At 49.8% G+C, this 21,912-nt stretch carries 23 protein-coding genes; 12 read left to right on the top strand and 11 right to left on the bottom strand.

Annotation, left to right across the window (positions count from 1 at the left end):
• Positions 1-8: 8 nt before the first annotated feature.
• The 4 genes from ACTJJS_RS13145 to ACTJJS_RS13130 form a co-directional block, all read right to left on the bottom strand.
• Positions 9-659, bottom strand: coding sequence for a tetratricopeptide repeat protein (locus tag ACTJJS_RS13145; protein WP_168871216.1), 651 nt, complete (start codon positions 657-659; stop codon positions 9-11).
• Positions 660-731: 72 nt separating this feature from the next.
• The gene (locus tag ACTJJS_RS13140; RefSeq protein ID WP_440664022.1) at positions 732-1,628 is read right to left on the bottom strand and encodes an EamA family transporter; all 897 of its coding nucleotides are present in this window, start codon (positions 1,626-1,628) and stop codon (positions 732-734) included.
• 85 nt (positions 1,629-1,713) lie between these two features.
• Entirely contained in the window at positions 1,714-2,940 is a 1,227-nt protein-coding gene (locus ACTJJS_RS13135; RefSeq protein WP_343744762.1) for an MFS transporter, read from the bottom strand.
• An 86-nt stretch (positions 2,941-3,026) separates the two neighbouring features.
• Positions 3,027-3,701, bottom strand: a complete 675-nt coding sequence (locus ACTJJS_RS13130; protein WP_168871219.1) for a FadR/GntR family transcriptional regulator — start codon at positions 3,699-3,701, stop codon at positions 3,027-3,029.
• A gap of 78 nt (positions 3,702-3,779) precedes the next feature.
• Between ACTJJS_RS13130 and ACTJJS_RS13125 the strand changes: the two genes are divergently transcribed.
• The 8 genes from ACTJJS_RS13125 (at position 3,780) to ACTJJS_RS13090 (ending at position 13,364) form a co-directional block, all read left to right on the top strand.
• Entirely contained in the window at positions 3,780-4,469 is a 690-nt protein-coding gene (locus tag ACTJJS_RS13125; protein ID WP_440664020.1) for a sterol desaturase family protein, read from the top strand.
• A gap of 88 nt (positions 4,470-4,557) precedes the next feature.
• Positions 4,558-6,951 carry an alpha/beta hydrolase family protein gene (locus tag ACTJJS_RS13120; protein ID WP_440664018.1) on the top strand — a complete coding sequence of 798 codons (2,394 nt, stop codon included), beginning with the start codon at positions 4,558-4,560 and terminating at the stop codon, positions 6,949-6,951.
• A gap of 343 nt (positions 6,952-7,294) precedes the next feature.
• Positions 7,295-8,173 (top strand): AraC family transcriptional regulator, encoded by an 879-nt coding sequence (locus tag ACTJJS_RS13115; RefSeq protein WP_440664016.1) that lies wholly within the window; start codon positions 7,295-7,297, stop codon positions 8,171-8,173.
• 18 nt (positions 8,174-8,191) lie between these two features.
• Positions 8,192-8,653 (top strand): DUF983 domain-containing protein, encoded by a 462-nt coding sequence (locus ACTJJS_RS13110; RefSeq protein WP_440664014.1) that lies wholly within the window; start codon positions 8,192-8,194, stop codon positions 8,651-8,653.
• 214 nt (positions 8,654-8,867) lie between these two features.
• The gene (locus ACTJJS_RS13105) at positions 8,868-10,145 is read left to right on the top strand and encodes a TolC family protein (protein ID WP_440664012.1); all 1,278 of its coding nucleotides are present in this window, start codon (positions 8,868-8,870) and stop codon (positions 10,143-10,145) included.
• A gap of 13 nt (positions 10,146-10,158) precedes the next feature.
• Positions 10,159-11,391 carry an efflux RND transporter periplasmic adaptor subunit gene (locus ACTJJS_RS13100; protein ID WP_440664010.1) on the top strand — a complete coding sequence of 411 codons (1,233 nt, stop codon included), beginning with the start codon at positions 10,159-10,161 and terminating at the stop codon, positions 11,389-11,391.
• Positions 11,388-12,134 carry an ABC transporter ATP-binding protein gene (locus tag ACTJJS_RS13095; protein ID WP_168871224.1) on the top strand — a complete coding sequence of 249 codons (747 nt, stop codon included), beginning with the start codon at positions 11,388-11,390 and terminating at the stop codon, positions 12,132-12,134. The genes ACTJJS_RS13100 and ACTJJS_RS13095 overlap by 4 nt, the downstream gene beginning before the upstream one ends.
• Positions 12,135-12,143: 9 nt before the next feature.
• Positions 12,144-13,364, top strand: coding sequence for an ABC transporter permease (locus ACTJJS_RS13090; RefSeq protein WP_168871225.1), 1,221 nt, complete (start codon positions 12,144-12,146; stop codon positions 13,362-13,364).
• A gap of 97 nt (positions 13,365-13,461) precedes the next feature.
• On the opposite strand, the gene ACTJJS_RS13085 is transcribed toward ACTJJS_RS13090, so the two are convergent.
• On the bottom strand, positions 13,462-13,767 hold the full coding sequence (locus ACTJJS_RS13085) for a hypothetical protein (protein ID WP_440664007.1): 306 nt from the start codon (positions 13,765-13,767) through the stop codon (positions 13,462-13,464).
• Positions 13,768-13,970: 203 nt separating this feature from the next.
• Between ACTJJS_RS13085 and ACTJJS_RS13080 the strand changes: the two genes are divergently transcribed.
• Positions 13,971-14,573: a hypothetical protein gene (locus ACTJJS_RS13080; RefSeq protein WP_440664006.1), complete on the top strand. Its 603-nt coding sequence runs from the start codon at positions 13,971-13,973 to the stop codon at positions 14,571-14,573.
• Positions 14,574-14,681: 108 nt separating this feature from the next.
• Here the strand turns inward: ACTJJS_RS13080 and ACTJJS_RS13075 are convergent, their stop codons facing one another.
• A complete protein-coding gene (locus ACTJJS_RS13075) occupies positions 14,682-15,077 on the bottom strand; it encodes a nuclear transport factor 2 family protein (protein WP_440664004.1) in 396 nt (131 codons plus the stop codon).
• Between the two features lie 151 nt (positions 15,078-15,228).
• On the opposite strand from ACTJJS_RS13075, the gene ACTJJS_RS13070 reads away from it, so the two are divergent.
• On the top strand, positions 15,229-16,227 hold the full coding sequence (locus tag ACTJJS_RS13070; protein ID WP_440664002.1) for an AraC family transcriptional regulator: 999 nt from the start codon (positions 15,229-15,231) through the stop codon (positions 16,225-16,227).
• Here the strand turns inward: ACTJJS_RS13070 and ACTJJS_RS13065 are convergent.
• Positions 16,215-16,802: an SMI1/KNR4 family protein gene (locus ACTJJS_RS13065; protein WP_440664000.1), complete on the bottom strand. Its 588-nt coding sequence runs from the start codon at positions 16,800-16,802 to the stop codon at positions 16,215-16,217. The two genes, ACTJJS_RS13070 and ACTJJS_RS13065, sit on opposite strands and share 13 nt — an antisense overlap.
• Before the next feature lie 128 nt (positions 16,803-16,930).
• Between ACTJJS_RS13065 and ACTJJS_RS13060 the strand changes: the two genes are divergently transcribed.
• Entirely contained in the window at positions 16,931-17,215 is a 285-nt protein-coding gene (locus tag ACTJJS_RS13060; RefSeq protein WP_168871231.1) for a hypothetical protein, read from the top strand.
• 55 nt (positions 17,216-17,270) lie between these two features.
• Here ACTJJS_RS13060 and ACTJJS_RS13055 read toward each other — a convergent pair whose 3' ends face one another.
• Positions 17,271-18,122, bottom strand: a complete 852-nt coding sequence (locus ACTJJS_RS13055) for an AraC family transcriptional regulator (protein WP_343744764.1) — start codon at positions 18,120-18,122, stop codon at positions 17,271-17,273.
• A gap of 83 nt (positions 18,123-18,205) precedes the next feature.
• Here ACTJJS_RS13055 and ACTJJS_RS13050 point away from each other — a divergent pair, with 83 nt between their 5' ends.
• Positions 18,206-18,604, top strand: a complete 399-nt coding sequence (locus ACTJJS_RS13050) for a DoxX family membrane protein (protein ID WP_440663998.1) — start codon at positions 18,206-18,208, stop codon at positions 18,602-18,604.
• A 272-nt stretch (positions 18,605-18,876) separates the two neighbouring features.
• On the opposite strand, the gene ACTJJS_RS13045 is transcribed toward ACTJJS_RS13050, so the two are convergent.
• The 3 genes from ACTJJS_RS13045 to ACTJJS_RS13035 all read right to left on the bottom strand — a co-directional run bounded on the left by ACTJJS_RS13045 (position 18,877) and on the right by ACTJJS_RS13035 (position 21,858).
• On the bottom strand, positions 18,877-19,440 hold the full coding sequence (locus ACTJJS_RS13045) for a hypothetical protein (protein ID WP_440663996.1): 564 nt from the start codon (positions 19,438-19,440) through the stop codon (positions 18,877-18,879).
• Positions 19,441-19,450: 10 nt separating this feature from the next.
• On the bottom strand, positions 19,451-21,046 hold the full coding sequence (locus ACTJJS_RS13040; RefSeq protein ID WP_440663994.1) for a Na+/H+ antiporter: 1,596 nt from the start codon (positions 21,044-21,046) through the stop codon (positions 19,451-19,453).
• 92 nt (positions 21,047-21,138) lie between these two features.
• Positions 21,139-21,858: a hypothetical protein gene (locus ACTJJS_RS13035; RefSeq protein WP_440663992.1), complete on the bottom strand. Its 720-nt coding sequence runs from the start codon at positions 21,856-21,858 to the stop codon at positions 21,139-21,141.
• Positions 21,859-21,912 lie beyond the last annotated feature (54 nt).

Below are 21,912 nucleotides of genomic sequence, written 5' to 3'. Positions count from 1 at the left end.
TTGTCTGATCATCCAGGCATTCTGGAGATGTACTTGTCCATTTCCTTGATCTGGCTTACGATCTGCGCAGTGGTAGGCTTTTGCGCCTTGGCCCTGCGGAAGTATTCTTTGGCAGATTTGAAGTCACGGCGGCTCATCGCAATGGAGGCCAGCGTCAGCAGGGCGGCAGCGGTGTTTTCTTTGTCAGGTAAACCCATGCGCACGGCTTTCTTCAGGTTCTGGTCAGCAGTTTTCAGGTCGTTCTTCTGATAGGCGATGGTGCCCAGCTGGAAGTATTGCATGCCCTCATATTCCTTCATCGGGCTGCCTGACTGGATGCTCTGGCGGATGGTCGCTTCGGCTTTGTCCAGGTCGTTGCTGTACATGGCCATGTTGCTTTGCATGAAGTAGTATACAGAACGGATCGGTTTATACAGCAGTTTAGGGAATTTTACTTTGTTCATGAGCGCAGTGGCACGCTCAATGTCACCGGCTTCCACCGCTTCCTGTACCATCCGCATAGGACCAAACAGGAGGTGCGTTACAATGCAGATAACGGCGATCAGCAGCACAACGGTCGCTTCCCACCATCCTACCGATAACCCAAGGGCGATACCGGCTACCAATAACACGATCCCGATCGGGAAACGATATAGAATAAAAAAGTTAAATGCTTTCATGAAAAAACTGTTCGTAAGTCACTTGTTTCTAATAGCGGGGGCAAAGATAAATAAAAAAAACACCTCATGGGTTTAATAGTTCGCTTTTAGACGGGCCGCTTTTGGTTTTTTCAGATTGGCCGCCACAATGGCCGCCAGGATAATGAAAACGCCGGCTATCTGTACCGGCGTGACCCGCTCGTGCAGGAACAGGGTGGCCGCAATGGTGGCTACCGGCAGCTCTGCGGCGCTGAGAATGGCGCCCAGCGATACGCCCGTTTGTGGCATGCCCTTGGAAAACAGAAATGGCGGCAATACTGTCCCGAAAAGCGCCAGCGGCATACCCCACATCCAGAGGGGAGTACCAGTGATCCGGCCGTTCCACAGGTAAACCGGCGGGAACAGCACTGTGATGATCAGGAAAGCGCCGGTAACGATCCAGGCGCTCTTCAGTACCGGCGTAAGGGACTGTCCCACACGGCCGCTGACCACGATGAACGTAGTGTAAAAGAGCGCTGCCAGCATGCCAAACCCGATGCCCCGCCAGTCGAGGTGAAGGCCGTTGCTGTTAAACAGGCCGCCGGCCAGCAGGGTGCCGCCCAGGATAAAGGCAACTGCCACCCATTGAATAGCGGTGGGCCGCTTTTTATAGATAAGCCATTCTGCCAGCATGCTCATCCAGGTGAACTGCATCAGCAGGATGATAGCGATACTGGCCGGGATATATTGCACACTTTGATAATAGGTAATGCTGACAAGGCCGGTAGAGCTGCCCAGTATAAAACACGTACGTGCTTCCCTGTTCTGCAGGCCATAGGTAGTACGGCCTGATATAAGGTGAAGCGCCCATAGCGCCAGCATGCCAAAGCCGGCTTGTACGCTGCATAGCTCGCCCAGGGTAAAACCTTCCTGGTAGCCCAGCTTGACAATCGTCGATAAAATTCCAAAGCTGCAGGCGCCCAACAGCACCAGCAGAATACCTTTCCACATACTGAATAGTTTTTTGATTTTCGGTTTTGAGATTTAATAATTCTCAAAACCGAAAATCAAAAAATCAAAAAACCGAAAATCAAAGTTATTGTTTTTCTTTCTTCTCCAGATTAGGAAGGAAGCCTGTCAGGAGCCCTATCAAAGGAAGATAGGAACATACCTGGTATACATACCCGATACTGGTGGCATCGGCCAGCTTGCCCAGCAGGGCAGAAGCCACGCCGGCCATGCCAAACGCCAGGCCGAAAAAGAGGCCGGCAATCATGCCCACTTTACCGGGCACCAGTTCCTGCGCATATACCAGGATGGCAGAAAAGGCGGAGGAGAGGATAACGCCAATGAATACACTCAATACGGCGGTCCAGAAAAGATTGGCATATGGCAACAGCAGCGCAAATGGCGCAGCGCCCAGAATAGATATCCAGATAACGTATTTCCGCCCGATACGGTCGCCCACCGGTCCTCCGAAGAAAGTGCCGGCAGCCACGGAAAACAGGAAGATGAACAGGTATACCTGTGAGCTCTGAATAGATACGCCGAAACGGTCTATCAGGTAAAAGGTGTAGTAGTTGGTCATGCTGGCCATGTAGAAATACTTGGAGAAAATCAGCATCAGCAGGATACCCAGCGAAATAACCACCCTTACAGGAGGCAGATTTTGCTGCTTTAGCTGTTGCACTGCTTTCTTCGGTTTAATCCGGTGGGTATTGCTTTTGTACCAGTTGCCGATGTAAATCATTACGAAGATGGCCAGCAGGGCCAGTGCGGAAAACCAGATCAGGTGAAACTGCCCGAACGGCACGATGATCATGGCCGCCAGCAAGGGGCCCAATGAACTGCCGGCGTTGCCGCCTACCTGAAATAATGACTGTGCCATACCGTGCTTGCCACCGGAGGCCATATGCGCCAGGCGTGACGCTTCCGGATGGAATACGGAAGAACCGATGCCTACCAGGGCTACAGACACCAGCAACAGCGGGAGAGAATTGGCCATGGAAAGGCTCACCAGCCCTATCAGGCTGAAGGCCATGCCTACTGCCAGGGAAAACGGCTGCGGCCTTTTATCGGTGAACAGGCCTACCAGCGGTTGCAGAATAGAGGCTGACAACTGGAAGGTCAGCGTGATCAGGCCTATCTGTGTAAAATTCAGCTTCATGGTATTCCGGACCAAGGGATAAATGGCCGGTATAAGCGACTGTAAGGTGTCATTCAGCAGATGCGTGAAGCTGAGCGCAATCAGTATGGGAAAAACCGTCTGCTGTGCTACTTGTTTGGAAGCCGATGTAGCGGATTCCTGTGTAATAGTGGTCATGGTTTCTTGTTTGAAGGTCAGATCATCTGATGTTTAAGGTTAAAAAAAATTATGGCTGCGGGCATTGAAACAACGCAGCCTGACGGCTACTTGCTTTGGGTACTGATTTTAGTGGCCCAGAGCAATGCTTTTTTAGCGTCTTTGTCGACGATGCTTTGCAGCAGTGCGTCGTGCAACGATTGTGATTCCACAAACGAGTCGGTATTGCTGTAGCGCGCTACAAATGATGCTTTCAGGTGGGTGGCCACCGTCCGGTAAAGGTCCAGCATGATCTCATTTTTGGATGCTTCCGCAATCGCCGTATGGAAGTTGATATCCGCCTGGATACAAGGTTCCAGCTCGTTGGCAGTGGCTGTGGTGAAACGTTTCTTCAGGAAACCTTTCATCTTTTCTATGTCCTTGTTATTACGGTGAATAGCAGCCCTTTCAGCAATTTTTACTTCCAGCAGCAGTCTTACTTCGTTCAGCTCCTCAAAGTCAGCCCGTTGCAGCCGCTGGCCCAGCGGCTCTCCGCTGCCGATCTGTGATATGACAAAAGTGCCAAGCCCTTGTTGTACCTTTACCAGCCCTTTGTTGGCCAATATCTTTACCGCTTCGCGTATACTCGAGCGGCCCACGCCAAATTGTTGCATGAGTTCCGGTTCCGTCGGCAGCCGCTGCCCGGTGGTGTACTTGCCGGAAAATATCAATTCCTGCAGCCTGTCGGCCACTTCTTCCGCAAGGTTTTGACGCTTTAGTGGTGCTGGTCCTGTATTCATCATATCATCAGATGTTTGCAAAGGTAATGAAAGATTTTGGTATTTGGTAATTTTACTGCCAATGAATGGCACCGAAAAAAAATGATTGAACAACTGCTTCATATACCTGTCTGGCAACTGTGGTTTTTCTTTTTGACAGAAAATGCCCTGATCGTTCTTGGCGTACTGGCCTGGGGCAACTACCTGTTGCGCCGGCCTATACGGCAGATGTTTGATTACACCCGCCACCAGTGGCGTATCTGTATCGTCACCACCCTGCTCAATACCCTCGTCACCTTTGCAGGGTACTGGCTGTGGAAACACGGACATGTCCGTGTTCATGAAACGTTGTCATGGCGCGTGATCACAGACGCCCTGGCGCTGTTTCTAGTGATGGACCTGCTCATGTATGTTTTCCATTACCTCATTCACCAGACATTTTTATACCGCCTGCTGCACCGCCTGCATCATGAGGCAACAGACCCCGTACCTATTGACCTGTTTGTGCTGCATCCATTGGAAACTCTCAGCTTTGGCACGCTCTGGCTGCTGGTGCTGCTGCCATTCAACATGAACCTGTACGGTATTGTCATCTATCTCGCCATCAACGTGATCTTCGGTATGACCGGCCATCTGGGGATAGAACCCCTGCCTGAAAAGATGCGGCAATGGCCGGTATTAAAATACCTGGGCACTTCCACTTTTCACCATGATCATCACCGGCAGGAACATTATAACTACGGGTTCTATACCAGCCTGTGGGACCGCCTATTCGGCACGCTGAAGCGGTAGGCGCCTTACCGTTTAAATAACACCCTTCAGATAAACGGAATAATGTACTATTTTGGCCGGATTCATTTTTTCAGAATCAAACTGCTGTATGAGAAAATTAGTACTGACACTGTCTGTGTTCATCACCTTCCGTGCCTATGCACAGGATGCGCTGAAATACCAGACACCTGCACAAAGCATTGTAGAACTGGCCATGGCCGCTCCTTCCCCCGCTGTCAACTTCAGCAGGGGCGACCTGATGCTCATCATGGACCGCACCGGATTCCCTACCATCGAAGAACTGTCACAGCCGGAATACCGGTTGGCCGGCTACCGCATCAATCCTGCTAATTTTGGCCCGAGCCGCGCCAGCTATGTAACGGGTATCCGCATCAAAGAAATCACCGGTAAAAGGGAATATGCCGTGACAGGCGTGCCTGCGGGCGCCCGCATCGGCAACGTTACCTGGTCTCCGCTGAAAAAGAGCTTCGCTTTCACCGTCACCACCAACAACAGCATCACGCTGTGGAAGGCGGATGTGGCCACCGGTGAAGCAAAACAAATCAGCACCCGCCGCCTGAACGATACCTTTGGCGGTGCTTTCCGCTGGATGGATGAAGACCGCATACTGGTACTGTCTGTACCTGCCGGCATCGGCACTGCACCGGAAAAACCGCTGGCGCCGGAAGGCCCTACCGTGCAGCAAACTTCCGGTAAAGCCGCTCCGGCAGCCACCTACCAGGACATGCTGAAAAATCCTTACGACGAACAGCTGTTCGACTACTATTTCCAGTCAGAACCTGTCATCATCAGCGCCGCCGGCGAAAAAGTCATCGGTAAACCTGCTGTATATACTGATATCACACCATCTCCTGATAAACAATATTTGCTGGTACGCCAGTTGAGCCGCCCTTACTCTTACCTCGTGGGGGCAGGCCGTTTCCCTTCAGAGATCAGCATCTGGGACCTTCAGGGCGCTCTGGTAAAACAACTCGCCAAAAATCCGCTGGATGAAGTACGGCCCAAAGGCTTCGATGCTACCAGCAATTATCCCCGTGGCCATCAGTGGCGCAACGACGCGCCGGCCACCATCTGCTGGATACAGGCCCTCGATGGCGGTGATCCTAAAAAAGAAGTGCCTTTCCGCGATGTGGTATACACCCTCGATGCTCCGTTCACCGCCGCACCGGCAGAACTGGTGAAAACAAAAGACCGCTTCGACGGCCTTATCTGGGGCAACAGCCAGCTGGCCCTCGTGACAGAAGGCAACAGCACCAAACAGACCATTAAAATCAGCCGCATCGCCCCGTCCCATCCCGGACAAGACCCGGTGGCCATCATTGACCGCTCTGTGAATGACCGCTACAACGATCCCGGTGAACCGGTTATGGTGAAAAACGAATACAACAGATCCGTACTGTATGTGTCTCCGGCCAGCGAACTGCTGATGATCGCGCCAGGCGCTTCACCGGAAGGTGACCGTCCGTTCCTCTCCAGCTTCAGCCTGAAAAACGGAAAACAGAACATCCTGTGGCGTTCTCAGGCACCTTACTACGAACAGGTGGCGGAAGTGATAGACCCGGCCAAACAAGTGATCGTGGTGGCCCGCGAATCAGCGTCGACACCAGTGAATTATTACCTGCAGAACCTGAAAAAGAAATCTGCTGCTATAGCGCTGACCAATTTCCCGCACCCGCAGCCTCTACTGGAAGGTGTGCAGAAGCAACTGCTGAAATACAAACGTAAAGACGGCGTAGACCTCACTGCCATGTTGTACCTGCCCAAAGGATACGATGCCGCAAAAGACGGCCGGTTACCGGTACTGATGTGGGCATATCCCCGCGAGTACAAATCCGCTTCCGATGCGGCACAGGTAAGAGGTTCCGCCTATAGGTTCACCCGGGTGACCTACGGTTCTCCTATTTTCTGGGTAACCCGCGGCTTCGCCGTGATGGACGCCACCGAAATGCCGATCGTAGGGGAAGGGGATAAAGAACCGAATGACAACTTCGTGGAGCAGCTGGTCATGAACGCCGAAGCAGCAGTGGATAAAATTACCGGAATGGGTGTTGGCGACAAGGACCGTATCGCTGTTGGCGGCCATTCCTATGGCGCATTTATGACAGCTAACCTGCTCGCACATACGAACCTGTTCAAGGCCGGTATCGCCCGTAGCGGCGCCTATAACCGTACCCTGACGCCTTTTGGCTTCCAGAATGAGCAACGCACCTACTGGCAGGCGCCCGACGTATACTATAAAATGTCGCCGTTTTCCTACGCTGACAAGCTGAAAACGCCGCTGCTCATGATCCATGGCGAAGCAGACAATAACTCCGGTACCTTCCCTATCCAGAGCGAAAGGCTGTATAACGCCCTGAAAGGCAACGGAGGCACCGCCCGCCTGGTGTTCCTGCCACAGGAAAGCCATGGCTATGCCGCTAAGGAAAGCATCCTGCACATGCTGTGGGAAATGGACAACTGGCTGATGAAATACGTGAAATAATCTGTCCCAGGGCTGAAGCCCTGGGCTACGTTCTGTTTCAGGCGTGTTTATTAGTGATATTTCTTATTAATGGGTTAGTGTTTCAACTATAAACTGCCGTTTAACATCTTAGTCAAAACTCTGATGGCGTAAGGCATCAGAGCCGTTTTTCGCTAATGGTTTTACAGCATAGTATTAAACTCCACCTTAAAACAAATCTAAAACAGAACGTAGCCCAGGGCTGAAGCCCTGGGTTTTTTAATATAATAAAAAATCCGCAAATATGTGTAATAGGTAAAAAGTACCATTGAAGCCCCATATAACACAATCAATTTCCCCGTCCGCCCTGTACCTTTGTGATATCATGTCAAAGGCACATATCCATACATATGACATCTGTTCGCTGGGAATGGGTAAACCCGCTTCAGAAGAGATTCTGGTGGCAAGATTTACCGACTACCTGGCTGCACATCCGGACATCAAATTCCCGCACCGGCATTCTTTTTACCACCTGGCATTTTTTACCGGTGGAAGAGGTTCCCATACGATCGATTTTGAGCGTTTTCCGGTAGAACCCGGTCAATTGTACTTTATGGTGCCGGGGCAGGTGCACAGCTGGTTTTTTGAAGGACAGATTGAAGGATATGTGGTGAATGTGGCGGCTGGTTTTTTTAATGCTTTTTTGCAGGATGCCGGCTATGTGGAGCGGTTCCCGTTTTTCAGCGGTGTAAGTGCTGAGGGTGTGGTGATGCTGCCGGAGGAAGCCAGGGCCCGTGTAGTGGCATTGTTTGAAAAAATGCTGCTGGAAATGGACGGTACCGAGGCCTACAGTCATGATATGTTACGGCTTCTCATGCTGGAGATGTTTGTGAAAGTCAGCCGGGTGACACGCAACAGTGGTTCCCCGCAGGAGCCGCCGCACAACTATGTGTTGCTGCGCAATTTCCGTAAACTGGTGGAGCAGCACTATATGCAGCTGAGATTGCCGAAAGACTATGCTGCGCTGCTGTATGTAACACCCAATTATCTCAACGCTTTCTGCCGGCATATGCTGGGCAAATCGGCCGGGGAAATTATCCGCGACCGGGTGTTGCTGGAAGCAAAAAGATTGTTGATCAATGTAGATATCAGTATCTCTACAATTGCCTACCAGCTGAGCTTTGGCGATAATTCCTACTTCACGAAGTTCTTCAAGAAATATGAAGGCGTGACACCTGAAGAATTCCGGAAGAATATTTCCTGACAATAAAAGCTTCAATATATGTGTGCAGATAAAAAACATGAGAAACCGAACATTTTCAAAAGCGTATTCACCAACAAATGTGCACGCTGCAGAAGAGGTTCTATTTTCCTCAGCAAAAACCCCTATGACCTGAAGAACTGTATGAAGATGCCGGAAAAATGTCCGGAATGCGGTCAGCAGGTAGAAGTGGAGGTAGGGTTTTACTACGGTACCGGCTATGTGAGCTATGCGCTCTCAATCGCTGTCTGTGTGGCCAGTCTGATTGCCTGGTGGCTGTTTGTCGGCTTTTCTATCTACGACAACAGTATCTACTGGTGGCTGGGCTTTAACGGCATACTGCTGCTATGCCTTCAGCCGGTGCTGATGCGCTGGTCCAGGACCATCTGGATGGCCTTTTTCGTGAGATATGACGAAGACTGGCAACAGGGGCCTCCTGAAGGTACCGGCAGGATGAACGCCACTTTCAAAAATGCCATTTAACAAAGGATAGTAGGATTAAGTATAACGAATGAAAAAACGATGGCCCGGGTATTTTTTGCCCGGGTCTTCGTTTTTTGTTATATTAGGATAACTATTTAACTCCGTATCTGTCATTAGCTTTTTTACTAACAGCAATGATTACACGATGATGTTTCCCCGGCGGTTTGTTACTTTGTTATGTCTGTCCTTATGGACGTATTACAACAATCCGCTGATGGCCCAGGATAGCGCACAAACGTCGCTGCCGGCTATCTGGAGTCTACAGGATTGTCTGAACTACGCCATGCAAAACAACATCCAGCTCAACAGCCTTCGGCTGAGCCGGATGAGCAGCGAACAGGACCTCCTGCTGTCAAAAGCGTCCAGGTTGCCCAATCTTACCGGTTCGGCGTCCCAAACGCTGACAGGCCGTAAAACCCTCACGGCCAGTGGTAATATGCCCTATGAAGGCGCATTCTCCGGAAACTACTCCGTCAATTCCAATGTCACCCTCTATCAGGGCGGATACCTCAACTACGACATCAAACAAAAAGGACTGCTGACACAGGTGGCGGACCTCAACATCGCGCAGCAGGTCAATAACATGACCATCCAGATTACACAGGCTTACCTCAATATCCTGTTGGCCCGGGAAAATATCGTTTATGTGAAAGATCTCGTTACCACCTCTGAAGCACAGGTGCAACAGGCACAACAACGCTATGATGTGGGAAGCATCGCCCTGAAAGACCTGGCGTCGCTGCAATCGCAACTCGCCGCAGACCGTTATAATCTCGTTACCGCTGAAAATCAACACCGGCTCAATAAACTGACGCTCAAACAATTATTGCAACTGCCCAGCCCCTACGATTTTGATATCTTTTCGCCGGACACGCTGGTGTCCAGCCATCTGGTAGTACCGCTACAGGCAGCGCAGGACACCGCGCTGGCCAACAGGCCGGAAGTAAAAAGCGCAGAACTGGGTGTCGATGTATCATCGCTGGACCTGGCCAAAGCCAGGGCGGGGTTCCTGCCTATACTCAGCGCCGGCGGCGCACTGGGCAGCTCTTACCTCAGAGACCCTGCAAACAACTTTTTCAAGCAACTGGACAATAACTTCTATCAGCAAATAGGCCTTACGCTGTCTGTCCCCATATTCACCCGCAGGCTCAACAAAACCAATGTGGAGAAATCCAAACTGGAGGTAGATCAGTCGAAACTAACGCTGAAGGATACACGCACAAACCTGTCGCAGACGGTGGAACAGGCCTATATCAATGTGCAGAACGCACAGGGCCAGTATGATGCGTCCGTGGAGCAACTGCGTTATGCGACGGAAAGTTACCGTATCGCTACCGAACAGCTGAAAGTAGGCGTGGCCAATATGGTAGACTTTCTTCAACAGAAAAACCTGTACATACAGGCTTTTCAGGCTTATATACAGGCTAAATACAATGCGGCATTGACAATCAGGATATATGATTTTTACAGGGGCGTACCTGTAAAACTATAAATGCAATTGACGTATGAGAAAATATAAAAAGGTTATCATCGTGGCGGTTATCCTGCTGGTGGCGCTGGTCATCTGGTTTGTTTTTATCAGGAAGAAGCGTCAGCCGATAGCGTTTGATACCGTCCAACCCACCTATGGTCATATAGCCACCACCGTTACTGCCACCGGCACCATACAACCGGTAGACACTGTTGCGGTGGGCGCCCAGGTGTCCGGTACGCTGAAGTACCTGTATGTGGACTTTAACTCCCAGGTAAAAAAAGGAGAGAAGCTGGGTGAACTGGACAAAGTATTGTTTCAGGCACAGGTAGACCAGTACCGGGCCAATCTGCAGGTATCCCAGTCGAACCTGGATTATCAGAACAACAATTTCCACCGGCAGGAACTGCTGTATAAAACAGGCGCTATTGCCAAAGCGGACTATGACGTGGCTTACAATCAGCTTGGGCAGGCAAAAGCACAGGTGGCCAGTGTGAATGCACAGCTGGCATCGGCCCTGAAAAACCTCTCGTTTACAGATATTATCTCCCCGATCAACGGTGTTGTGCTTAACCGGAGCGTGAGCGTAGGACAAACGGTGGCGGCCAGTTTCAATACGCCTACCTTGTTTGTGATCGCCAAGGATATTACGAAAATGCAGGTAGAGGCCAGTGTGGACGAGGCCGACATCGGTAACGTGAAAGACTCACAGCGTGTAACCTTTACCGTTGATGCATATCTGGAAGATGTGTTTGCCGGCAAAGTACAGGAAATACGGCTGCAACCTTCCGTATCGTCAAACGTGGTCACGTATAACACCATCATCAACGCCTCCAATGAATCCATGAAGCTGAAACCGGGCATGACGGCCAACGTGACTATCTACACCGCGGAAAAGGACAGTGTATTGCTGTTGCCGGTGAAAGCCCTCAAATTCCGCCCGGACTCAGCGCTGTTGAAAGACTATGTGATCGTCAGCGCTGTAGGCAGGCAGCAACGGCGTGCCACACCTGCCGATACTACCGGTAAGTTCAAAAGCGTGCAAAGGGTAGGGTCGTCCAATTATGTGTGGGTGCTGCGTGGAGATACCCTGTTGCAGAAACATATCCGTACCGGTTTGAATGATAATACGCAGATTGAAGTCATACACGGACTGACGCCGCAGGACATAGTAGTGACGGCCGTCAACGGCAGCACCGGCCCTGCGGCCGCAGCCGGCAACAAAAGCCCGTTCTTGCCCAGGATGGGAGGAGGGCGCAGGCGATGAACAACAAAATCCTCGAGCTTCAGCAGATAAAGCGTGAATTTGTAATGGGCACAGAAACGGTCCGGGCGCTGAAAGGCGTCTCCTTCGATGTCCATGCCGGTGAGTTTGTGACCATTATGGGAAGCAGTGGTTCAGGTAAAACCACGCTGCTCAACCTGCTGGGCTGCCTTGACAAGCCTACGGCCGGCAACTACCTGCTGGACGGCGTGGACGTGGGTAATCTTTCCCGTAACGAGCTGGCACGGCTGCGCAACCGCAAGATCGGATTTGTGTTTCAGGCTTATAACCTGCTGCCCCGTACTTCCGCGCTGGAGAATGTGGAGCTGCCTTTGTTCTACAACCCTTCCCTGTCGGCTTCGGAGAGAAAAGATAAGGCCGTTAAGGCCCTCGAGGCCGTGAAGCTGGCCGACCGGCTGGACCATACGCCCAGCCAGCTTTCCGGCGGGCAACAGCAACGGGTGGCCATTGCCCGTGCGCTGGTGAACCAGCCGGTGATGATACTGGCGGACGAAGCGACAGGCAACCTGGATACGCGCACATCCTACGAAATCATGTTACTGATGCAGGAGCTTAACAAAGAAGGTAAAACCATAGTGTTTGTCACCCATGAGCCGGACATCGCCGCTTTCAGCAGCCGTACGGTGATGCTGCGCGACGGCAAGGTGGTAAAAGATACCGTTAATGAAAATGTACGTTCGGCTAAAGAAGCGCTGGAAGCGCTGCCGCCGGCGGATGATTATTAATATGACAGCATGAGTGCTATCAACCTCATACGGATCGCTTTAAGGGCTTTGCAGCGTAATAAGCTGCGGGCCTTCCTTACCATGCTCGGTATTATTATCGGTGTGGCGGCGGTGATTGCCATGGTGGCCATCGGGGAAGGCTCCAAAGAAAGTATCCAGTCACAGCTGAGCGCCATGGGGTCTAACATGATCACGATACTGCCGTCCAGTAACGTGTCCGGCGGTGTGCGCATCGAAGGGGCCAGTTTTCAGTCGCTCACTATTGTGGACGTGAAAGCCATACAGAAAAACGCTGAGCATGTAAGTGCGGTGTCGCCTGTTTCCGCCACCAAAGGGCAGGCTATCTACGGAGCGCTGAACTGGCCTACCAGCTTACAGGGCGTGGCGCCATCCTATTTCGATATCCGGAAACTGGAGATAGCCGATGGCGTTAGTTTCACAGATGCCGACGTGGCCACAGCCGCAAAAGTATGTGTGCTCGGACAAACGGTGATCAACAACCTGTTTCCCAGCGGTGAAAGCCCGGTGGGAAAAGTAATCCGGCTCAATTCCATTCCGCTGCAGGTGATCGGCACATTAGTGCCTAAAGGACAGAGCTCATTCGGACAGGACCAGGACGATATTATTCTTACGCCCTATACCACTGTACAGAAGCGAATTCTGGCCACCATCTATTTTCAGAGCATCTATGCCTCTGCTGTGAGCGAAGGCACTTCTGCGCAGGCTACCGACGAGATCACAGATATACTGCGGGAAACACACCGGCTCCGCCCGGCCGATGAAAATAACTTCCAGGTCCGTACCATGGAGGAACTGATCAAAACACTGAGCTCCACCAGCAGTCTGCTGACGATACTGCTGACGGCCATAGCTGGTATTTCGCTGGTCATTGGCGGTATCGGGATTATGAACATTATGTATGTGTCGGTAACGGAACGTACGCGGGAGATAGGACTACGTATGTCCATTGGCGCGAGAGGGATCGATATCCTGTTACAGTTCCTGGTGGAGGCTATTATCATCAGTGTTACCGGTGGTATTATCGGGGTGATCCTGGGGCTTACCACCGCCAAAGTAATTACTTTGACACTGGGCTGGCCTACTATTGTGTCAGAATCGTCTATCATCCTGTCTTTTATGGTGTGTGCGCTTACCGGTGTTTTCTTCGGTTATTATCCGGCGCAGGCAGCCTCCCGCCTGGACCCGATAGAGGCTTTGCGCTATGAATAAGGGCTTGATAATTTCATGATTCTGTTTCTGCCGGAAAAATAAAAAACCGCCGGGAAAACTATCCCGACGGTTTTGGAACACAATTTTAACTTACAAACTACTCTTTCTTATTATGAATCTGTGAAGGTTTCAGGTATACTTTCTTGCCTTTTTCGTCCACAATGTATTTCTGGTCTTTTCTGTTGATGTATACCGTTTCTCCGTGCGGGCCTTCTTTGCCCTTGTAAATTTTATCTGTAACGGCGGAGGCGCCTTTTACGGCGATGGATGCTGTTTTATTGCCTACTTTTTTAGCGGTGCTGTCGAGTTTGTTTTGTGCAAATACAGCCTGTGCAGGCAAGGTAGCCACTGCGCCAAAAGCGAGGGCGAACAGCGCGGCGGAAATTGTTTTTGGAGCTCTCATGATTATTGTCTTTTTATAGTTTAAAAACATGATTGTAGTGCTTGTAAATTCAATTTTGATGCCATTCCTGTTTATAAAAGCCTGCCGTTTGAAAGATAGTTAATTACAAATATTTCTTTTTTATGTTGGAAGATAATGTCGGGGATTTTCCCCGTGGCGGTATCAGGACTTTTTCGTATATTGATTAACGATAACCTGTGTCTATGAGATATTCGAATGGTCTGTACCTGTCTGTTCCTACACCTTGCGGGGAGAATTGGGATAAAATGACCAATACTGCTGCGGGTAAACACTGCGATAGTTGTGCTAAAACCGTAATAGACTTCTCCTTCATGACGGATGCTGAAATTTTTGCTGTTATCAATAACAGCAGGGGAAAGGTTTGTGGCCGTTTTCAGGATAACCAGCTGAACAGACTTATCAACCCACCGGCTTCTCCCCGCAAAAATTTTTTACCAGCCTTGGTGTTGACAGCCGGTCTTATCACCGGGATTGCCAACCATAGTTATGCGGAAGCGCGCGGCCTGGAAGAAGTGCAAATGCAGCTGGCGCCAGTGCCGGAAGACACGGTGACACAGCCCATGAAGACTTACAATTTGCCGGAATTAGTAGTGGTGGCGACTGGCACTATCATACGCTGTAACTTTACAATGGGAGCTGTTGCCATAATAAAGTCGCAGGACCTGACAAACAATACCAGTCTTTCCGGTAAGGTTGGCGGGGTAATGCTGCGTCAGGCAATAGTAGACCCGGTATATCCTACTGATGAAGAACGTCGTCAGGTGAAGAAGAAACGTTGGTTCTAACAATTGGTTATTGCACTTGTCTTAATTATTCCTGTATTCCATTTTAATAACGCACAACCCTTCAGGAAGCCCGTTTCCTGAAGGGTTGTGCTATTCCGGGGATGGCCCTTAGTTTCCCCAGAACTGATCTTCATGCGCCGGATCTGCTGCGAATATTTTGGCTGCTATGATCTGGCCGTCTTTCACCGTATATACGTCTACGTTATCAGTGTCCAGCGTGGCGCCTGGCCTGGTCGCCTTCCAGGTTAATAACACCGCTGCCTGGTCACCATTAACAGTGATGGATTTCACCTCCGCCAGCGTCATGGTATTGGCAGAAACTTCGAACATGCCGCCCACCATCTGGAACACTTCGCCGGCAGAGCTTTTAGTACCGGAAAAACGGTTAGTGCCCGGTTGCTGCCATTTGATTTCAGGGTGGAGCAATGAGCCTAGTTTCTCGAGATCTACCTGCTGTACTGCTGCTACGAATGCTTTTACTACGGATAAAGTCTGATTTTCCATGATTATCGTTTTTTGTGTGATGGTTTATTGTTTGTTTGATGATACAAAGCTACTACCACTATCATCCTGTATGTTTATCATTTCACGACAAACGCTTGTCATTTCACGACAACCTGTTTTTTATCCGGTGAGGGATAAATAACTTTAACCTATGAAACAAATAGTATTAGCCGTCATCGCTTATGCTGTGCAGCGCGATATAGATGCAGCAAAGCTCTGTCAGCTGGCAGGCATCAACCTGAAAACATTAAAGAAAACTGATGCGCCGCCGGTCACGCAGCAGCAGCTGGACGCACTATGGTTGCATGGGGCGCAGCTGTCAGGGGACCCGCTGTTTGCGTTGCATTTTGCTGCTTCCGTACAGCCGGCAGCGTTAGGCATAGTAGGCCAGATCGTTCAGACCAGCGCTACTGTGGGAGAGGCGCTGACACACGCGGCGGCGCTGGCGGGCCACCTGACAGACCAGTGCCGGCTGGAGATCGCGAGGAACAATAAAAACTTCACCGTGCGGTTTATCCCGGCTGCGGGTAATATTAACGAGCCTACGATGGCCTTCAGGAACCTCATGGAGCTGCTGATGGTCATTACCATTCATGAAGTGACGGGCCTGATGCTGGAGAAAATTGCGCCGCTGGCAGTGAGACTGCCTTATAATGTACCGGACATAACAGCATATGAACAGATATTCCGTTGCAGGCCGGTAAAGCGTGCCGGTGAATACGCTTTGGTGTTTGACGCCCGTTATTGGGAAGAGCCGATCCTATCGGCCAACTATGAACTGCAAAATATGTTGTTAAAGAAAGTGGCGTCCATGGCGCAGCAGCCATCAAAAACGGTGAATAACCTGCAGACGAGGGTGTATAATTACCTGCTGGCCAACTCTTATCTGGGCATTATATCGCTGGAAGAGATGGCGGCTAATTTTAACCTGAGCCCACGGAGCCTGCAACGTAAGCTGAAAGAAGAAGGGGTGAAATATCAGGAGATCGCCGATGCGGTGAGGAAATCACTGGCGTTGTATTATATCTCTGCGGGTAGTTATCCGCTGAAAGATATTTCGTATATGCTGGGGTATAATGAAATGAGCGCCTTTACCCGTGCTTTCCGGCGGTGGACAGGCAGCAGTCCGCTACAATATCAGTCGTTGTAGTTGAAAGTGGTGTTTTTATGTACGATGCCCCACTTCTTAACAAAAATATAATCCCCTCTTTCGAGGGCGTCAAGGTAGTTATTGATCCATTCCCGGAAGGAACGAGCTACGATTTCACGGTGCCCGTCATCGTGCCAGAGGGTGATGATCTGACCATAGTTGCCTTCGGGGGCAGGGTCGAGGTCTATGCAGAGAAAGTTGCCGAAGCCATCGGCTGTAAAGGGTAGCCAGTGGGGATTCCACCAGTCGGCCCGGATGCCGGTGTCGGGCTCGGACGCAATAGGCTCGTCGTTATACGTGTAGGTGCCGGAAGCGACCAGGTCGTGCCAATAGTGCCATTTGTTGGTGATCTCTTCCACTGGTAACAGCTGGTCGCCATCTATCAGGCCGGGCCGGGCTTTATGTTGACCGTCATGGATGGCGTAGAAATCCTTGAAATCAGCCGGGATAGCTGTTTCTGTGAGTTTTTCAAGCGATTCCATCGCACCGTAGGGTGCCCCGGGGTTTAGTACATTGAGCAGCCTGGGGGCCTGCTGTCTCATCCAATTTTCCCATCTTGTCCAGTATTCTTGCATATGGTATGGGTTTAACCGACTATAAAGATGTAAAAATTCCGCCATAAATAAAAGCGGTAGATGTTACGGACGCGTGAAAGAAATACCTACTTTTGTAACCAGCATCATTTAAACGAAAATATACCACTATGGCACAGTTACCTAAATTTCTGATCGCAGACGATCCTGTTACAGATCCGGAAAATGAATATATTTTTCATACCGAGAAACCCCGCTTCTTTGCCAAACGTGTAGAAGAAGACGAAGAAACTGCTTACATCGACATCGTTGAAGAAATTGATGACGTGGAAGCGTTCTACAAAGATTCTCCGGAAAAGAAACAGGAATTGCTTGAACAACTGGAAGACTGGTACTACTCTTACATGGAATGGCTGGAAGACGACGGCAGCGAAGATGAAGAAGACGAAGAATAGTAACTGTAAGAAATTAAAAAGCGTCCGCCATTGCGGGCGCTTTTTTGTTGCATGATCAGCCAGGTTGCAATTGTAACTGCAATTCCTTTCTGAATGCGGATGGATTGACCCCTTTGTATTTTTTGAACATTCTGTTCAGGTGACTTTCATCGGTAAAGCCCAGTTCATACGCTATTTCCCCTACCCGCATGCTGCTGTATTGCAGCCTTGTTTCCACCAGCTTTAGCTTGTACTGCATGATATATTGTTGCAGGCTGTCGCCGTTGTTACGTTTGAAGTACTCACTCAGGTAGGTCGGTGATATATTAAAGTGGGTGGCGATCTGTTCGGCCCTTAATTTTTCAGGAGAATATATATTTTCGTGGATATAGTGCAGTATATTTAGCGATGCGTCGCTTTTGCCCGGTTGCCGTGAGGGTTCGGGCAACTGGCTGGAGATATTCCGTGCCACCACAAGTAGTATAGTGTTGACCATCTGCTGTGATAGGGCTTTATGATAGGGCTGTTGATTTACCTGTTCCCGGATAAGTGCTTCTATCAGTGATTTTACCAGCGGTTTGTCGGTTTTGTTTTTGAGGATGCAGCCCGGCAGGTGGTTGTTGTTCTGGAAAATAAATTCCAGCTGCTGTATCCATTCCTTGGGCTGGTTTTTCAGGTAGACGTCATTAAAGCGGATAAAGAAAAATTTAGTACTGTCCTTTACTTCAAACGAATGGCAGTCCTGCGGCATCACCAGAAACAGTTTATCGGCGCTGTAGGGCAGCTGGTTCTTGTTAACACACTGTACTCCACTGCCTTCCACGATGTACACCAGTTCGAAAAAATTGTGTTTGTGTGCATCTATAGGGCACTCGGTACATTCCCGGTATTCGATCTCAAAAGGCTGGTATAAATTCTCCTGTATCATCTTATAAAATTACTGAATGATCCAGAATTTGTACAAAGAATTTTACAGGGAGATGCTGATCTTTGATATATAAAATTACTGTAATGGAAAACAACACAATTGCCTTTGTACTGTTAAGGCTGGCGGTAGGAGCCAGCATGTTTGGCCACGGCCTGGTAAGGCTTCCCAAGCTGAACGGGTTCAGCCACTGGATGACGGCTTCTTTTGAAAAATCCATGTTGCCCGGCGCCCTGGTAGTGCCTTTCAGCTATATTCTTCCTATTGCGGAGTTTGTGATAGGGCTGCTGTTGATACTTGGGCTGTTTACCCGCTTGTCGCTCATTGCCGGTGCGGTGGTTATGATTATGCTGATACTAGGCACCACCCTGATAGAAGACTGGGGCGCCCTGCCTTCACAGATGATACATGCAGCATTTTTTGCGGTGCTGCTGGTATTTATCAAATACAACGGTTTTGCGCTGGACAAGGTTATCAGCAAGTAATCCGTGACTCCAGTGCTTTCCTGAAAGAGGCGGGGTCGTCCAGCCGGAAGATAAATTGTTTTACTGCTTTCTTTTGTTTAAAAAGCAAGTACAACGAAATGGGTTGTTTTAACTCTAGTGCCACATTCCCCGGCTCAAAAGCTTTCAGCAGGGAAAGCTGCAGGACAGTATTGTCGGCCGGAGGCAATCTTCGCAAATCCCTGACAGCCCTCACCTGATCAAACGGGATATGTAATGATGTGATGATGCCATAACGAAGCAGGATGCAGTTATCATCCAGTTGTACAGGCCGATAACAAATTGCCTTCAGGTGCGCCAGCAGAAATACAACGGAATAGGCACCTGCGGCCAGCATTACCCGGGTGTAATACAGGATAATTCAGCCGGGATAATAACAATCCCATGCCGGTCATCTCCAGTAATAACAGAAAAATAAAAATGCCATATACGGCGGCGGCTCCCTGCCGGCTGTACCAGGAAAAAGCAGGCGTCGATGCCTGCTTTTTCCATCTGAATATGGCGTAGTACGCCAGCGTGGTTTCTGTTACCAACACACGGCATACTTTATCATTTCTGATCAGGGGCTGCAGTGCTGCGGATAGTAATTCCGGGAAATCCTGTAACGGATATTGTTGCCTGAGTTGCTGATAATGGCCGTAGGCGCCGTGTACCAGTATGATCAAACGTAATAACAACAGATCGAGCGTAAGCCCCGATAAAATTTTATCGGTGAGAGGATGTTCATGGCCTGATACCAGTAGTGAGATTATTTTCAGCACTACCGCTATCATGAAGAGGAACGTTAACAACCGTGTACGGGTGAGCGTTAGTTTCATAAGGCAACGTTTATTCGTGACCGGGGTGTCGGATTTTCATTTCATCAAGGTCCAGCTGCGTCTCCTGGCTGCGGATCACCTCATCGCTAAAGGTGTTGTGCTGCCGTAACCTGAACAGTTCCTGCCGTTGTTGTGCGTAAATATCCATTAGCACGGCATGATACAGTTCCACTTCGGTTTTTTCGGTATCGTCACATTCCAGTGATTCCAATCGCGCGGAAGTGCTGCTGATATTATGTTCCAGGTCTTTTTTGAGAAAACCGACCAGTTCATTGTCGTTTGCTTCAAAGGAATATTTCTCTTCCAGCCGCTGAAGGGCCACTTTCATCATCGCGAGGCGCATGCCTGCTTCCTGTTCCGCCAATGGTGTAATATCATCTATCTCACCCACTTTAATGAGTTTTATAAGCCAGGGAAGCGTGAGCCCCTGAAATACCAACGTCACCAGAATCACGATAAAAGTGATAAACACAATCAGGTTACGGTGGGGGAACAGTAACGGGACAGATAAAGCGGACGCCAGTGAGACCACGCCGCGCATGCCTGCCCATCCTACTACCAGCGGCCCTTTCCAGCCCGGACTGGCTTCCTGTGTCCGGATTTTTTTGCTCAGCATCCGCGGAATGAAAGCGCCCGGATATACCCAGAACAACCGCACCAGTATAGTAAGGAAAGCAATCACCAGTCCATACCGGATAGCATCGCCGATGGAGTAGTCGCCCAGCGCATGCACGATAGTGGGCAGTTCCAGCCCTATCAGCATGAAAATGATGCCATTAAGCACAAAGATCAGTGTGCTCCATACCCCCAGCATCTGCATACGGGTGGCGCCGTCCGGGAAGATGGCATGTGAGCGGTAGGAGAGGAACAGTCCTCCGCTAACAACAGCCAGTACACCGGAAAAATGAAACTGCTCCGCCGCCAGGTATATAAAGTATGGCGTCATCAGCGTAAGTGCAGAGTCTATACTGGGCGTGGTAGGCAGCCATCGGTGAATAGCATACATGATATTTGCCACTGCAAGTCCTATCAGGATGCCCATGCCGGCGGATAAAAAGAAATCACTGATAGCCTGATGTATCACAAATTGCCCGGAGACCACCGCCAACGCGGCAAACCGGAAAATAATCAGGCTGGATGCGTCGTTGATCAGGCTTTCGCCTTCGAGGACGGTCATGGCCCGCTTAGGGACTTTCAGGTGCTTCAATACGCTGGTCGCTGCCACTGCATCCGGCGGAGAGATAATGCCGCCCAGCAGAAAGCCCAGCGCCAGCGTAAACCCGGGTATCATCGAATGGGAAACATACGCGACAATACAGGACGTGAAAATAACTGCGCCGAAAGCCAGCATCATAATAGGCCGCTTCCATTTCCAGAAGTCATTCCAGGAAGTATACCAGGCGGCTTCATATAGCAAAGGTGGCAGGAAAATCGTAAAAACAAGGTCGGGGTCTATTTCTATCTTCGGCAAACCAGGAATAAAACCAATTCCAAGTCCCGCCAGCACCAGGAAAATAGGATAAGAGATCTTTAACCGCTGGCCCAGCATCACCAGCATAAAGACTACAAACAACAAAGTAAGGACAAGGAGCAATGAGTGGTGCATACCAGGACAACTATTTGTCGGTAAATTAAGAAATTGTGTTATAAATTTCCTGGTGAACTATATGGATTTTTCGGTTTGTCAGAGAGGGCTGGTTATTTTGTGGCTGATTGTCTGAATTCATTATACTGCTGCCTGATATAGACGTACAAATCATAATCACTGATGTCTTTTACGAAATCATACGATGGCTGATATCGCAGCATAAACTGCGAAAGGCTGTCGCCGTCCATTCCGGTAAGGCGTTGTACCAGCGAAGGGTTAAACTTTTGTTCCACCAGGTTTTCTTTTTCCTTGTCCAGCAGTATTTTTCTGAATTTTTCCTTCTTTTTATTCTTGTTGAAAGATACCGCTTTGTATAGCTGATTGATATTAACAGCGATCAATGGCCCGGCAGAGACAATCACTTCATTCCATCGCGGGCGGCGGAAGTCGAATTCTCTCCTGAACTCCTGCCGCAGACGCAGCGAATCGCGCAGATAGTTGTAATGTATAATGTTGATGGCTTTCAGCTCCAGTGGCTGGGATTGCAGCTGATGGGTAACGCTTGTTCTGTCCTTGCTGACGATGTAAAGCAGTGGCACAAAACCCAGTGCTTTCAATAGCAAGGTGTCGCCTTTTCGTGCGTTCAGTTGATAGCGTCCCTGTTCATCGCTGATGACGGCGGACTGTGTACGTTTATTCAGTACCGTTATACCCGCTGCAGGTATGCTGTCTTCCCGGAAGATCGTTCCCTGCACAGGGCTCTGGGCATGCACGTGCGACAATGCCAACAGCAGCAGCGCCAACAAAACGATATGCCTCAGTGTCCGCATAACGGAAAGATATAAACGCTTTCGTAAAGGAAAAGTTAATATTGACCGTTTTAG

It is taken from the genome of Chitinophaga sp. 22308, assembly GCF_052045305.1.
Taxonomy (GTDB): Bacteria; Bacteroidota; Bacteroidia; order Chitinophagales; family Chitinophagaceae; genus Chitinophaga; species Chitinophaga varians_A.
This window is presented reverse-complemented; position numbering and strand designations above follow the sequence as displayed.